This window comes from Methylococcus capsulatus (genome assembly GCF_036864975.1).
GTDB lineage: Bacteria > Pseudomonadota > Gammaproteobacteria > Methylococcales > Methylococcaceae > Methylococcus.
The window spans coordinates 506,796-521,111 of sequence record NZ_CP104311.1; the positions used below are offsets into that span (position 1 = coordinate 506,796).

A 14,316-nucleotide genomic window follows, 5' to 3' on the forward strand; every position below is an offset into this window, starting at 1 on the left:
TACGTCGCAACCGTTTGACCGTCCCTCTGTTAATATCCCCGCGTACGGACCATTCGCCCCCATGGCCATCCTCGCCTCCGCCAACCAAACCGCGTGAAACGCCTCAGCCGAGTAGCCATCGTCCGCGCCGTCCTGGTCGTTCCCGCCCTCCTGCCGGTGGCGGCACTCTGGTTCGCCCTGGAGCCGCAACCGCTGGTGAATACTCCGCCCCCAGCCGCCCGGCCCTATGACGGACAGGAACTGCTGAAGGTCCGCAAACGGGAAGGAGAAGACAAAACGGTCGAGTTGACAGCGGGCGACATCGAAACCTCAATCAACGATCTGCTAGCCCGGAAGAAACTCGAGGGCGCCGTCCGCACCGAGATGAAAGGGGGGCGCTTGACGGCAGCCGTTACCCTGCGGTTCCCTTACTTGGCGGGCTTGTTCCTGAACTTCCGGCTGACCGTCGAAGACGCAGATCCCTTGCCTGCCCTGACCAGCCTGCGGGTAGGGTCGCTCCCGCTCCCGTCCAAAGCGGTGAATGTCGTCATGATCCGGCAACTGGAAAAAAAGGGCCTGCTGCGGAACACGCCGGACGATCGAGGGCTCATCCTGTCGGCGCATATCCGCGAAGGGAAGCTGGAACTGACTTTGGCCGGCGAATCCCGGACGACCGCAAGCCTTCGCGCGTTAATCATCGAAACTGCCGGTGCCGAACGGGTCCATGCCTATCATGGCCGGCTCGCCACAGCTTTGAACGAATCCAACACCCGACAATTCATCCGTCTTGGGATACTGACACGGGCGCTGTTCGCACTGGCGGAACAACGGTCCGGTACGGCAGATCCGGCGGCGGAAAACCGGGCAGTCATTCTGCTGCTGGCGGCTTATGTGAACGGCTATGATTTGATGAGTGGCCCTGACAGCGAAGCGACTCCGTTGCCCGTACGATCCGTGCTGCTGCAGGGACGGCAGGACCTCGGCAGGCATTTCATGACCTCCGCCGCGTTCGCCCTTGCGGGCCAGCGCACCCTCACCGATGCCATTGGTCTCATCAAGGAATTGAACGACACGCACAGCGGCAGCGGGTTCAGCTTCACCGACCTGGCCGCCGACCGCGCCGGCACGGTATTCGGCAAGCGTGCAGCCCAGCCGCGTTATGCCCGCAGGATCCAGGGTGTACTGGCCGCCAGTACCGACGACACGGTCTTCATGCCGAATGTCGGTGATTTACCGGAACGCCTTCGCAGCGCCGAATTTTTCGAGCGCTTCCGGGATGTCCACAGCCCGGAGTTCGAACGGCTGAAACAGCTCATCGACGAGCGGATCGACCGGCTTTCCCTTTACACCCCTCCTTGACGCACCAGGCAACCGGCGCAAAAAAGCCAGCCCCGGGGGCTGGCTCCGCAAGCCGAAAAAACCGGGAGGCCTTTAGTCGTAATCGAAGGTCTTGTTCGGCAAGCCGGGCAGATGTGGCATCTGCTGCTTGGGGAATTCACCGGTCAGGGCGTTCAGGAAGGCGACTATGTCCGCAATCTGCTGATCGCTCAGATCCTTGTTGAGCTGCAGCTTCGCCATCACCCGCACCGCCTCGTCCAGTGTCTTGACCTTGCCGTTGTGGAAATAAGGTGCGGTCAGCGCAACGTTGCGCAGGGTCGGCACTTTGAACAAATGTTCGTCCTCGGTCTTCTTCGTGACCTCGGCGCGGCCTTTATCCTGGCTGAATCCGTATTTGGCCTCGAACATGCCGTTCTCGAAGGTCGGGAACTTCATGAAGAACGGCGTTCCCTCCGGTAGAGTGGGACCGTTGAATGCCGGCCCGCTGTGGCAGTTGGAGCAGCCCGTCTCGGCGAAGGTGTTCATACCCCGCACCTGCTGTTCGGTCAGGGCGGTCTTGTCGCCGCTGACGTATTTGTCATAGGCGCTGTTGGGCGTGATCAAGGTGCGCTCGTAGGCGGCGATGGCGTTGGCGGCATTGTCCGCCGTGACTACGTCCCCGCTGCCGAAGGCGGCGGCGAAGGCTTCCGGATAACCCGGAATGGCCTTGAGCCGGGCCACGACGTCATCCCAGCTTTTCATGCCCATCTCGATGGGATTGGTCACGGGGCCCTTGGCTTGGGCTTCCAGGCTGGGCGCGCGGCCGTCCCAGAATTGCACGGAGTTGAAGGCGGAATTCCAGACCGTCGGCGCGCTGCGGCCGCCGACCTGGCCGTGGACGCCGACCGAGCCGCCGCGGTTGTCTTCGCCACCCAGCATCACGTTATGGCAGGAATTGCACGAGACCGTGCCGGTCGAGGACAAGCGCGGGTCCAGGTAAAGCATCTTGCCCAGTTCCACCTTGGCCGGGGTGCTCGGATTGGCCGCGGGCTCGGGGGCCTTGGCGGGCAGCGCCTGCCAATCGGCAACCGCCGCCGACGCTCCGGCCGTGAGCAGGGCGCAGGTCAGCAAACGTAGAGTGAACATGGTGACTTCCTCCTCGGTGTGGTGTTGTTTTCAAACGGCGGTGTCGCCGCGTCCAGCGAGTTCTTATAGGGAATTACGCGCCAGTTTGCAACCGCCCCACGCCCAAGTCAGTGCCGGGTCGGCGCCTGCCCCACCCGCACCACCAGGTCTTTCGGGATCGCGACCAGATCGAACGAATCGAGATACCGCGCCACCAGTTCTTCACTGACGTTGATCTCGACACGCGGCGGCGCAGGCTCGCTCAGCCGCTGGATTCGTTTCTCCAGCCGCTGCGCGGAATGGTTCAGGCTCACCACGACACCCAGCCCAAAACCGACCGCCAGGAACAGCAGATACATCGTAATTTCGTTAGTCATCGGAAACTCTCCCCGCCCATAAATCGCGGGCGTCTCATGGTTTTAACATGGTGCCCGGATGGAGAATTTCAACGTCTTGCAATATTCCACCTCACCAACGGCGAGCGCCGTTCGGCGGAGACACCGGTTCAGGCATAATCGCCCCACATTTCAAAATAATGTTACGGAGAGGCGACATGCGAATTTTTCGGACCAAGGCGGTTTCCACGGCCGACTGCTCAGGCAGCGGCTTGAAGCGCTGCCTGGGCGCGCTCGACCTGACCCTGCTCGGGATCGGGGCCATCATCGGTACCGGCATCTTTGTGCTGACCGGCATCGCTGCCGCGACCCAGGCCGGCCCCGCCGTAGTTCTTTCCTTCGTCTTCGCAGGACTGGCCTGCGCCTTCGCCGCTCTGGCCTACGCCGAACTGGCGGCCTGCGTGGGCGGCTGCGGCAGCGCGTACGGCTACAGCTACGCGGCTTTCGGTGAGCTGATTGCCTGGATCATCGGCTGGGACCTTATTCTGGAGTACGCGATCTCGGTAGCCGCGGTCGCCAACGGCTGGTCGGGCTATTTCGCCAACGCTCTGACCGCAATCGGTCTGGAATTGCCGGATGCGCTGACCAAGGCGCCGGAAAAGGGAGGACTCATCAACCTGCCGGCCTCAGCGATCATCTTCCTGCTGATGCTCTTGCTCATCGTCGGTGTGAAGGAGAGCGCCCGCCTCAACACCGTGATGGTGTCGATCAAGGTGCTGGCCATCACGGTGTTCGTCGCCGTCGCCAGCGCCCACGTCGATCCAGCCTATTGGGACCCGTTCCTGCCCTTCGGCTGGTTCGGCCACGATGCCAACGGTAAACCGGTCGGGGTGTTGGCCGGAGCTTCGATCGTTTTTTTCGCCTACGTGGGATTCGATGCGGTTTCCACCGCTGCGGAGGAAGCGCGCAATCCGATGCGTGACGTGCCGATCGGCATCATCGGCTCGCTGGTGTTCTGCACCCTCATCTACATCGTGGTGGCGGGACTCCTCACAGGGGTGGTGCCCTATACCGAACTCAACGTCTCCTCGCCGGTCGCGCACGCGCTGCAGCTGCTGGGCATCCGTTGGGCTTCCGGGCTGGTCGCCACCGGAGTGATCGCTGGGCTCACCACGGTCATGCTGGTGCTTTATTACGCGCTAACCCGCATCATCTTCGCCATGTCCCGCGACGGGCTGCTGTCACCCTGGTTTTCCGCCGTGAACCGCCGCACCCAGACGCCGGTACGGGTCATCGTCCTGTGCGGCCTGTTCATTTCTCTGGTGGCCGGCTTCGTGCCGTTGGGCGAACTGGCCGAACTCGTCAACATCGGCACCCTGTTTGCCTTCGTCTTGGTGTGCCTGGGCGTGATCGTGCTCCGTGTCACGCGGCCGGAGCTGCACCGCCCCTTCAAGACACCCGTCGTGCCCTGGTTTCCGATCCTCGGCGCCCTGTCCTGTAGTGCCCTGATGGCCTTCCTGCCGGCACTGACCTGGCTGCGCTTCGTGATCTGGCTGGGGCTGGGCATCATGATCTATTTCGCCTATTCCTACCGCCACAGCAGGCTGGCGGACTAGCGGTCCCAGACTCGATCCGTGGAAAGGAGGTCTGGGAGAGTCGCCGCGCAGCCATTGGGCTCAGCGAAAACCATCCTTCCTGCGCCGGATTTCCGCGAACACCTCCACGTCCGGTGCATCTCGCAAACCCAGCCCGTCTCTGATTTCCGGACTTTCCGGACGCAGGAACGGGTTGGTCGCCAACTCCTCGCCCAGGCAAGAGGGTACCGTGGGCCGTTTCTCACGCCGCAGGGCCTCGACCCGCTCGAAGCGCTCGTGCAAGGCCGCGTTGCCGGGCTCGATCGTAACGGCGAATCGGGCATTGGCCTGGGTGTATTCATGGGCGCAGAAAACTTTCGTCTCCGCCGGCAGCGCGCGCAGCCGCTCCAGGGAATGCCACATCTGCTCCGCACTGCCCTCGAACAAACGGCCGCAGCCCAACGCGAACAACGTGTCGCCACAGAACAGGGCGGCATCATCCTCGAACCAGAAAGCGACGTGGCCGGAGGTATGCCCCGGAACCTCCAGCATCCGCGCCGATGCAGCACCGAGCGTGAATGCATCACCGTCTTTCAACGCCACATCGATTCCCGGGATGCGGCGACGATCCACTGCCGCACCGACGATGGTACAGCCGGTCGCCGCCTTGAGCTCCAGATTGCCGCCGACGTGGTCACCGTGGTGATGGGTATTGAGTACATGGCTGAGCTGCCAGCCTCTGGCATCGAGCGCTTCCAGTACCGGTCCAGCGACGGCCGGGTCCACCGCGGCGGTGGCGCCGCTGTCGGGCTCGTGGAGGAGATAGACATAGTTGTCTTCGAGCACGGGGATTTGAAGGATTTCGAGCATCAGGACTTGCCTTGTAGGTATCTGGCGATGTCCTCCTTGGAAAAACCGATCTTCCTGGCGATGCGGTCGGCATGGCTGACCCGCGACACCCCTTCGATCAGGCGGTAGGTCGGCTGTTCATTGCGGAATTCCACCTGTCGCGCCTGCCCGATCCGCCTCCCTTGGTAGACGTCCACCAGTTCATGGTTGTGAGTAATAAGCACCGTGGTGTTGCCCCTCTCCCGGAAGCCGTCGAGGATCGCGATGGAGATGTCCATCTTTTCCTCATTGGTCGTCCCTTCCGACAGCTCATCCATGATGACCAGGCTGCGCGGCGTCGAGGCCAGGAAGATGTCCTTGGTCCGCTTGAGTTCGGTGCCGAAGCGGCCTTCGCCGTCCGTCAGATGGCTGATCTCTGGCACCTGGTAGAACACCCGGTCTGCGACGGTCAGTTCGGCCCGCTCCGCCGGCACGTAACAGCCGACCTGGGCCAGGATCTGGACCTGCGCCAGGGTCTTGCAGAATGCAGTCTTGCCGCCGCTGTTGGGACCGGTGATGAAAGTCAGCCGGTGCTCGGTCAGGTCGATGTCATTGGGCACATAGAGCGGACTGTTCTTGGCCAACACCGGATTGCGCACCCCGCGCAGCGACATCCGGTGCCGCTCTCCGTCCAAGATATCCGGCAGCGTCATGAAATGCCCGAAGGACTCGCGGAAGCGGAGAAAGCTCATCAGTTCATCGATCTGGCCCAGCGTATCCAGCGTGGCCTGCACTTCCTCCGAGCGGCGGAAAACCTCGCGCAGAGGATAGATGATGCCATCACGGTCCATGCCGCCGACGATAGGCACATAGACGAAGCCGATCGGCAGCAGGAACAGCCAGAACACCGGCGCGATCGACGCCGCGATGTCTAGCGCGAACGGCAAAAACTCCATTGCGGCCAGAAACAGCAGCACCGTGACGGTAAGGCCGACCGGCTTGAACAGCGATGGCCGAAACCGAATGCCCGGCGTGAACCAGCCCTTTTCGGCCCGGGTGCAGACCCGCTTCTCGGTCCGGTACACCGGCCCCTTCATCAGGGCGTAGGCGCGTGACCGGGCGAAATCCCGGACTTCCTGCACCAGTGCCTTGAGATAGGCGCTGCCCGGTTCGGGCAAACGGTTGGCACGCTCGACCAGGTCGAGCATGAAGCGCGTGCCCTTGATATAAGTGGCATAGCCGTAGCCTTCGACTTCCAGGGGATGCGCAGGCGAACCGATCAGCCCCAGAAACTGGGCGTAGAGGAGATTGTAGAACTCCCCTTCCAGCCTGGCGGCTTCGGCCAGCAGGACTTCCAGTCCCGCTCGCAGTTCTGCGTTCCGCTCCAGTTCCCGCACCGCATCCTGCTTGGCGCGGATCAGTCCGGGATCGACCGGCGGCTGCGCGAGCGAGCGGTACAGCACGGCGCGCCCGATGACCGTGGTGGCATGGTCAACGGCCTCGAACAGCTTATCCACCTCGATGACGCGGAACGCCTGTTCGTCCAGCACCGACGCGCCAGTGTGCCCCGGCGCGACGGAAGGAATCTTGGGCGGCTCCTTGCCGTCGGATCTCAAAATCGTCGGGTAGCCCCGGATATCGATGGATTCCACTGTACCGCCCTCGCTCGATTGACAAAGCGCAATTTTGAACCGGTTCGGCAAAGGAAGGCAAAAGCCACAGCCCCGGCCATCCTCTCCGCAGCCGTTTTCCAGGTACGGCTTACCGCCAAGCCTGGCTCAGCATTTGGTCTATGGCCCCGATGATTTGGTCTCCGACATCCGATAACGATCCTACCCGCCCTCCCAATCGGGCGACCGGCACCAACACGATCTCCAGCGGGTGCAGAACGACATCGACGCCTTCGAGGGTGAAGGCCGGATTGAAACCCGGATCGGGAACTGCGCCAAGCCGGTCCCGACGCACCAGCGGCACCACGACCCGGCGCCGATAAGCGTCGAAGAGCGACGACTGGACGATCACTACGAACGGGACGGCATCCCTGTGTGGGCCGGTATTCCGGTGGACATCGAACTGGGCCATCAAAGCGTCGAATACTCGTCGGCAAAAGAACCGTGTTTTTCCTCGAAGTCATTCCACAAGGCAACGGTCGCTTCGACGCGTCGAGATTGCTCGCGCTGGCGCTGCAGCTCGCATTCGACGAAATCGGCAAGCAGGGATTCGACAACCCCGGACAGGTTATCAGTCAGCTGGCGCGCCTGGGCCACCAGTTCCTCGTTGAGACTGAGGTTGACCGGGCGCTTGCGAACCTGAGAATGGACGATAGTTTTCATTGCGCACCTCTGATGCGCATTCTATGCGCAAAGTCGATATTGCGCATTCAACCCGAAGCGCAGACCAGTCACGCCCGCCGATCCGAACTTGAGGCGATCCCCTGCTGCGCATACCATTACCCGCCCGAATTCCCGCACCGGGCGTAGGAAAATCCGGCGAACCATCGAAGAACCCCCATGCAAAAAGCCTTGTTCAATCTCGTCCTGCGCGGCCTGGAGAAGCAGGTGCCTGCCACCGGCCTCGGCCTGTTCCGGTTGGCGTTCGGCCTGGTCGCGTTTCAGGAAATCTGCTTCCTGTATTACTTCCGCCAGCTGATCTTCGATCCGGTACCCTATCTGGACATCGCTTCGCCCTCCGTCCATCTGTTCCTGGTGCTGTGGGGCATGGCTGCGCTGTGCCTGGCGCTGGGGCTTTACACCCGGCTCGCCGCCATCGCCAACTACCTGCTCTGGCTGATCTTCACGGTGTTCACGCCGATGTGGAAGGACTTCGACGGCGGCTTCGACCAGCTCATGCTGGGATCGAGCCTCCTCTTGATCTTCCTGCCCTCGGAACGCGCCTGGTCGTTGGATCGGCTACGCCTGGCCTGGCGCCATTCGACGGTGGATCGGCGGTACGCCCTGCCGCAGACGGTGCCGGTGCTGTGCTATTTCCTGCCGCTGGCGGTGTCGCTGGGGTTCATTTACTTCGATTCCGTGATCCACAAGCTGTTCGCCGAATTCTGGCGCAATGGCCTGGGGCCCTGGCTGCCCTCCTCGCTGCCATATTACATGTCGCCGCTGGACATGAGCTGGCTGCTGGAAATCGAGCCTCTGCAGCGGGCGATCGGCTACACGATCATCGCGTTCCAGTTCGGCTTCCCGTTTTTGCTGTATTTCCGCCGCTTCCGCGTGCCGCTGATGCTGGTCGGCACGTCGCTGCACGCAGGCATCATCGTATCGCTGAACATCTACCCGTTCGGCTTCGGCATGCTGGTGCATTATCTCCTGATGGTGCCGTTCCGCTGGTGGCGGACCCTCGCGCGAACCCTGCGCCCGGCGGAACCGACGTTGCAAGTGTTCTACGATGAACGCTGTCCGCTATGCCTCAAGACCGTGCTCGCCGTCGAGCATTTCGATGTATTCCGTGCCGTGGAATTCCGCGGACTGCAGACCCATGCCGCGACGGCACCGGCGCTCAAGGACATTCCCGAACAGGACTTGCTGGGGGATCTCTATGCCGTCGACTGCAAAGGACAGCGCCACTTTGGGGTGGCGACCTACGCCCGCATCCTGGTTGCCATGCGTTATCCGGCGCTGGTGGGACTGGTGATGCGGCTGCCGGGCCTGAACGCAATCGCCAACGGGATCTACCGGCGTATCGCCGACAACCGCGTCCGGCTGGGCTGCGATGCGTCCTGCGCCCCCGCGCCCGGGCGGACAGAGCCGGATCTGGCCCAGCGCATCTCCCGATGGGTCGGCGGCAACCTGCATCAGCGGGCCAACCGCATCAGCCGGATGCTGGTGGTCGTGCTGATCCTGCAGATCAACTGCACCCTGCACTACGCCATCCTCTATCGACTGGGCGTGGACACCAAGGCCAATGAAGCCGGACAGGTGCTGACGATGCTCAGCAATGCGCTGATTTCGGCCTCGCACACGTTCCTCGGCATCACCCCGCATCCGCTCTATCTGCACGACCATTTCCAGGGCTACGAGCACATCCTGGGTATCACCTGGCTCGATGCCGATGGTAAGGAACATTGGCTCCCGTTCGTCGCTGCGGATGGCCGGATCGTGTCGCCGAACTGGGGCCGGGTACATTCCATGTGGGCCAACGTCGCGGTGACCCGTCACATGGACCCACGCCGGCTGGACAAATTCGTGCGCAAAGTGACTGCGTTTTGGGGCACCCGGCTCGGGCTGGATCTGAACCGGACCACGTTCGTGCTCAAGCTCAAAACGGTCAAAGCACCGATGGACTGGGAGCCGGGCCTGCGCCGGTACAACCTCGGCCAACCCTGGCAGGACGTCGGCCGGGCGCTGTGGCGCGACGGCGAGATGCGGCTGGAGTTGGACCGCGACCTGGAGGCACTGAGCGCCGACTGAGTCTTCAGTCGTCCGCCTCTGCCGTCGAGGGCAGCAACCACCGCGCCTCCTGCGCCGGGATGGCCTCGACCTCCTTGAGTTTGCGGGTCAGCACGCGGGTGCGGGTTTCGGCCTTGTCGATGGAGCTGGTGGCCTCCTCCAGCTTCTTGCGGGTATAGGCCAGGGCATCGCCGAACTTGGTGAATTCGGTCTTGACCGCTCCCAGGATGGTCCACACCTCCGACGAGCGCTGCTCGATCGCCAGGGTCCGGAAACCCATCTGCAGGCTGTTCAGCATGGCGGCCAGGGTAGTCGGACCGGCCAGAGTCACCCGGTAGTCGCGCTGCAGGGTTTCGGCCAGCCCCGGCCGCCGCAGGGCTTCGGCGTACAGTCCTTCGATGGGCAGGTAGAGGATGGCGAAGTCGGTGGTATGCGGCGGCTCCACGTATTTGTCGCGGATGGTCCGGGCTTCGGTCTTCAGCCGCTGTTCCAGCGCCTTGCCGTTCGCCTCGATACCGGCATGGTCCGCGCTGTCCTGGGAATCCAGCAGCTTCTGGTAATCCTCGATCGGGAACTTGGCGTCGATCGGCAGCCAGACCGGCGCGTCGGTCGAGTCGCGGCCGGGTAGCCGGATCGCGAACTCGACCCGTTCCCCGCCGTTCGGCCGGGTCGCCACGTTCTTGCCGTATTGCTCGGGCGTCAGAATCTGCTCCAGCAAGGCGTCGAGCTGCACCTCGCCCCAAGTACCCCGGGTTTTGACGTTGGTCAGCACGCGCTTCAGGTCGCCCACGCCGGAAGCGAGGGTCTGCATTTCCCCCAAGCCCTTGTGCACCTGCTCCAGGCGTTCGCTGACCAGCTTGAACGACTCGCCCAGCCGCTGCTCCAGCGTATTGTGGAGTTTCTCATCGACGGTCTGGCGCATCTGCTCCAGCTTCTGGCCGTTGTCGTGCTGCAGCGCCTGGAGCCTTTCTTCGATGGTGAGCCGTAGGCGTTCGATGCTCTTTTCGTTGGTCCCGGCGAGGGCTTCGAGCTGGTTTTTCAGCAGCAGGCCGACGCTGTCGAGCTGTTCCTTCTGTACCTCGCCGAAACGCTTCAGCCCCAGGCTCATCTCCTCCCGTCCCTCGCGGGCATCGGCCTGGACCCGCACGAGCTTTTCGTCCATCAGCAGCCGCATCCGCTCGGCCTGATCCTGCTGCGCCGCCTGGAACCGGCCGATCGCCCCGCCGATCTCCTCGCGGTTGTCACGGGAAGCGCGGCCTATCTCGGCGCGGACCTGGTTCAGCTCTTCGCGCAGGAGGCGTTCCATGCGTTCACGCTCTGAGGCAATCGACGCCAGCCGCCGCCCCTGGCGCAAACAAAGGAACAGGCACAGCCATAAGGGCAGCATGATCCCGGCGAGAAGTGCAACAGCAACATAGAGGGCAAGTCCTTCAGTCAAATCAATTACCTTTCATTAATATTGGAAATAGTCTAATCTTTCCAGGGCCGGCACATTGGGCTCGGGAACATCCTGTCGGCGCTTTGACAACAAAACACCGGGTACCGCCTCTTCCTTAGACAGCGCCCGGGCGGACAAAGAAGGGGACCGCACAATGTATACGATGAACCCCCATTTCAAACAGGGGATGGCGAGCGTCCTCGCCGTCTCCCTGGCCGCTCTTGCCGGCATGGTCCAGGCCAAGGAGCTGACCATCAGTTCGGCATCGTGGAATGCGAAAACCAAGAGTCTGAGCCTGGCGGGGAGCAGCGAAAACCGGGCCACGATCACCCTGTACAACGCCCGGACCAATGCGAAACTCGGGTCGGCGACGGCCAACGCGAAAGGCGCCTGGAGCAAGACGCTCTCGAAACCGGCGACCGTGCCCTGCCGCGTTCGCGCGACTTCCAAGGACTCGGCGACCGAACGCGACGTCTCCAACGCTCCCGCCAATTGCTCCGGCAGCGCCCCCAACCAGCCGCCGATCGCCAATGCCGGCCCGGACCAGTCCGTCACCCTCGCCCCGGGCCAGAGCAGTATCGCCGTGGCCCTCAACGGCGGCGGCTCCTCCGACCCGGACGGCAGCATCGCATCCTACCAATGGACCGGCAATCCCGATCCCGCCGACACGGTCAGCCCCAGCGTCACCCTGACCGCGGGCACGTATGTCTTCACACTCACTGTCACCGACGATAAGGGGGCGACCAGCGCCGCCGATACGGTCCAGGTCACCGTTGCCGCGCCGCCCGCCGCCTCCGCCGGTTCGATCAATTCCACCAGTGCTGGCTCGCTGGCCAAGGTGACCACCCCGGTAGCCGAACCGTCCAAGGTCACCAGCAGCAACTACAGCGTGCTGGCGGTCAATGATCTGGGCATGCACTGTGTCGATCTCGACACCCGCATTGTCAACATCCTGCCGCCCTTCCAGGTGATGCTGGGACAGGTCGTCCAGAAAGGCGCGAAACCGGTCATCAACCCGCAGGGGGTCGAGCTGTATTATTCGGCGGTATCGAACCCCAAAGATCCCATCCTGTCCCGGAACGACCTGTTCAACGGCATTGCCGCGGACGGCACGACCTTCAAAACCAATTTCTGGGACAGCCTCGCCCATGGCGCCTATGACGCCTTCTATCCGCCCCTGGACCAGCCGCCGCTTAACCTCCCCCCCGGCACGAAACTGGCCGATCTGGTGCCCGTCGACAAAGGGCTTCCGGTGCCCAACGCGGAAAAGCTCTATATCGGCAGCGACGGTAGGGTCAACAGCGGCGACGAACAGCTCGCCGTCGCTCAGCATGCGATGCCGGGATTTTCCAGTCCGTATGCCGCCAACGCTCCGCAGCGCGTCGAAGAGCGTTATACCCACAAGCCGATGTTCGTAAATTTCCCCTTCGGCTACGTCGCGAACGACGTCAACTGGTTCGAGGCAGCGGGCATCCCGTTGGCGCCGTTCGATGATTTCGGCCGGCAGAACCCTTTCCCGCTGGTGAGAGTGCAGGCGAAGAGCGGCAACACCGTGCTTGCCACCGTGGATACGGTGCTTCCGGTATCGAGCGAAGCGAGCTGCACCAACTGCCACTCCGATCCAGCCGACGTCACGACCAGCCGGTCGAGCCGGCCGACCGACGTATTGCGGGGTGCCGGCCTGGCAGTCGCCACCGGGGTCCAAGACCCAGACACCAACAACCCCCGCAAGGTCAGCGTGGAATACGCCGCCGACATCAACATCCTGCGCCTGCATGACCTCCGTCAGGGCGCGAACTACGTCGATCCCACCGGCGCGAAAACGCCCTGCGATATCAAGTCGGGCCTCCCTGCCAGTTCCAACGGTGATGCCAACTGCCTGACCTACAAGGCGGTGGTACAGAACAAGCCGGTGGTATGCCAGAGCTGCCATTACACCCCCGCCCTGGACCTGGCCCAGGTCGGCCCGCAGGCCGGCGCCGTCGGCGGCCCCGCCAACGGCCGCAACCAGCTGGCGCACCAGAGCAATTCGCGGGTGATGCACAACCACCACGGCGCCTTCACCGACCTGTTCACGGCCATTCCGGCGCCCGATCAGGATCCTGCGACCGGCGCCATCCGGAATCAGGCCGAACGATTGACGGCGCTGGAACAGAACTGCTACCAGTGCCATCCGGGCAAGGAAACCAAATGCCTGCGCGGCGCCATGTTCAACGGCGGCATGCTGTGCAGCGACTGCCACGGCGACATGAAGCAGATCGGCGCCGACTTCTCCACCGGCGTCTCCCCCGCCAACCCTGGAGCCTTCGTGTTGAACCAGGGCAACTTCTACAATCCGGCCAGCCGCCAGCCCCGGGTACCTTGGGCCAACGAACCCGGCTGCGGCTCCTGTCACACGGGCGACGCCAATGGCAACCTGACGGGCTCGGCCAACGTGATCGTCAACAAGGTCGATAGCAAGGGCAACCAGGACGGCATCCGCCTGCGCCAAGCCTTCCGCACGGGCGATGCCAAGGCCACGCCCATCGTACCCACCAACAAGCGCTTCGCCGAGCCGGCCATTCCCGTCCAGTTCAACGGCTTCAACAACCCGGGCGCGGGTAATCCCAAGCTGTACCGGGTGAGTACTGGCCACGGCGGGGTGATGTGCGAAGGCTGCCACGGCGCGACCCACGCCGAGTGGCCGAACGCCACGGCCAATGCCAACGACAATCTGGCCGCCTCGCAGTTGCAGGGCCATACCGGCACGATCGCCGAGTGCACGACCTGCCACACCGCCGGCAGCCTGCCGAGCAGCACCCAGGGCGGCCCCCACGGCATGCACCTGGTCAACGACAGCCGGTTCTACAACGATGCCCATGGAGATCTGGCGGAGGATCAGAACGGGCAGCCCGGCGGCGGCACCTGTGGCGCCTGCCATGGCAGCGACCACCTCGGTACCGTCCTCTCACGCGCCGCCACCGACCGCAGCTTTTCGGTGGAAGGCAAGACCGTGAGCGTCAAAGCCGGCCAGCCGGTGGCCTGCGATCTCTGCCACAGCCTGAGCAAGAGCTTCGAGCGGTAGAAAACCGGGAGCCGGTTATGTTCGCGGCCCGCCCAAGAGGCGGGCGCGAACCACGGAACACCTTACGATATCCGCTGGACGTTGTTCATTCCTAGGGCGAAAGACGCCCATTTTATTCACACGGCGAAAAAACCGGCCGCATCTGCCTTCCGGAAGGCCACCCAACCGATCGGCGCCTCGCGGCTGAGCACGACGCCGTCGGAAATCGGGGGCATGTTGAATCCCTTGACCCGGACCCTCAGCTAGTGTTTGTAAT

General features: G+C 63.2%; 11 protein-coding genes. 4 read left to right on the forward strand and 7 right to left on the reverse strand.

Annotation, left to right across the window (positions count from 1 at the left end; genetic code table 11):
* Positions 1-93 precede the first annotated feature (93 nt).
* Complete coding sequence (locus tag N4J17_RS02345) at positions 94-1,338, forward strand: hypothetical protein (protein WP_232470330.1); 1,245 nt, start codon at positions 94-96, stop codon at positions 1,336-1,338.
* Positions 1,339-1,410: 72 nt separating this feature from the next.
* On the opposite strand, the gene N4J17_RS02350 is transcribed toward N4J17_RS02345, so the two are convergent.
* Positions 1,411-2,442, reverse strand: a complete 1,032-nt coding sequence (locus N4J17_RS02350) for a cytochrome-c peroxidase (RefSeq protein ID WP_198322299.1) — start codon at positions 2,440-2,442, stop codon at positions 1,411-1,413.
* A gap of 107 nt (positions 2,443-2,549) precedes the next feature.
* Complete coding sequence (locus N4J17_RS02355) at positions 2,550-2,798, reverse strand: hypothetical protein (protein WP_198322300.1); 249 nt, start codon at positions 2,796-2,798, stop codon at positions 2,550-2,552.
* A 176-nt stretch (positions 2,799-2,974) separates the two neighbouring features.
* Here N4J17_RS02355 and N4J17_RS02360 point away from each other — a divergent pair, with 176 nt between their 5' ends.
* The gene (locus N4J17_RS02360) at positions 2,975-4,372 is read left to right on the forward strand and encodes an amino acid permease (RefSeq protein WP_198322301.1); all 1,398 of its coding nucleotides are present in this window, start codon (positions 2,975-2,977) and stop codon (positions 4,370-4,372) included.
* Positions 4,373-4,432: 60 nt separating this feature from the next.
* Here the strand turns inward: N4J17_RS02360 and gloB are convergent, their stop codons facing one another.
* The 4 genes from gloB to N4J17_RS02380 all read right to left on the reverse strand — a co-directional run bounded on the left by gloB (position 4,433) and on the right by N4J17_RS02380 (position 7,491).
* Complete coding sequence (gene gloB, locus N4J17_RS02365; RefSeq protein WP_198322302.1) at positions 4,433-5,200, reverse strand: hydroxyacylglutathione hydrolase; 768 nt, start codon at positions 5,198-5,200, stop codon at positions 4,433-4,435.
* Positions 5,200-6,810, reverse strand: a complete 1,611-nt coding sequence (locus N4J17_RS02370; RefSeq protein ID WP_198322303.1) for a MutS-related protein — start codon at positions 6,808-6,810, stop codon at positions 5,200-5,202. Before N4J17_RS02370 ends, gloB begins: the two co-directional genes overlap by 1 nt.
* Before the next feature lie 109 nt (positions 6,811-6,919).
* A complete protein-coding gene (locus N4J17_RS02375; RefSeq protein ID WP_232470343.1) occupies positions 6,920-7,240 on the reverse strand; it encodes a CcdB family protein in 321 nt (106 codons plus the stop codon).
* Positions 7,240-7,491, reverse strand: coding sequence for a type II toxin-antitoxin system CcdA family antitoxin (locus N4J17_RS02380; protein WP_198322305.1), 252 nt, complete (start codon positions 7,489-7,491; stop codon positions 7,240-7,242). The genes N4J17_RS02375 and N4J17_RS02380 overlap by 1 nt, the downstream gene beginning before the upstream one ends.
* Positions 7,492-7,668: 177 nt before the next feature.
* On the opposite strand from N4J17_RS02380, the gene N4J17_RS02385 reads away from it, so the two are divergent.
* Positions 7,669-9,579, forward strand: coding sequence for a DCC1-like thiol-disulfide oxidoreductase family protein (locus N4J17_RS02385; protein ID WP_198322306.1), 1,911 nt, complete (start codon positions 7,669-7,671; stop codon positions 9,577-9,579).
* Between the two features lie 4 nt (positions 9,580-9,583).
* Here N4J17_RS02385 and N4J17_RS02390 read toward each other — a convergent pair whose 3' ends face one another.
* Positions 9,584-10,996 carry a DNA recombination protein RmuC gene (locus N4J17_RS02390; RefSeq protein WP_232470331.1) on the reverse strand — a complete coding sequence of 471 codons (1,413 nt, stop codon included), beginning with the start codon at positions 10,994-10,996 and terminating at the stop codon, positions 9,584-9,586.
* A 154-nt stretch (positions 10,997-11,150) separates the two neighbouring features.
* Here N4J17_RS02390 and N4J17_RS02395 point away from each other — a divergent pair, with 154 nt between their 5' ends.
* Positions 11,151-14,060: a PKD domain-containing protein gene (locus tag N4J17_RS02395; RefSeq protein ID WP_198322307.1), complete on the forward strand. Its 2,910-nt coding sequence runs from the start codon at positions 11,151-11,153 to the stop codon at positions 14,058-14,060.
* Positions 14,061-14,316 lie beyond the last annotated feature (256 nt).

Coding starts and splice junctions, on each gene's coding strand:
- N4J17_RS02395 (WP_198322307.1), top strand. CDS start 11,151: ATGTATACGATGAACCCCCATTTCAAACAGGGGATGGCGAGCGTCCTC.
- N4J17_RS02380 (WP_198322305.1), bottom strand. CDS start 7,491: ATGAAAACTATCGTCCATTCTCAGGTTCGCAAGCGCCCGGTCAACCTC.
- N4J17_RS02385 (WP_198322306.1), top strand. CDS start 7,669: ATGCAAAAAGCCTTGTTCAATCTCGTCCTGCGCGGCCTGGAGAAGCAG.
- N4J17_RS02355 (WP_198322300.1), bottom strand. CDS start 2,798: ATGACTAACGAAATTACGATGTATCTGCTGTTCCTGGCGGTCGGTTTT.
- N4J17_RS02375 (WP_232470343.1), bottom strand. CDS start 7,240: ATGGCCCAGTTCGATGTCCACCGGAATACCGGCCCACACAGGGATGCC.
- N4J17_RS02350 (WP_198322299.1), bottom strand. CDS start 2,442: ATGTTCACTCTACGTTTGCTGACCTGCGCCCTGCTCACGGCCGGAGCG.
- gloB (WP_198322302.1), bottom strand. CDS start 5,200: ATGCTCGAAATCCTTCAAATCCCCGTGCTCGAAGACAACTATGTCTAT.
- N4J17_RS02360 (WP_198322301.1), top strand. CDS start 2,975: ATGCGAATTTTTCGGACCAAGGCGGTTTCCACGGCCGACTGCTCAGGC.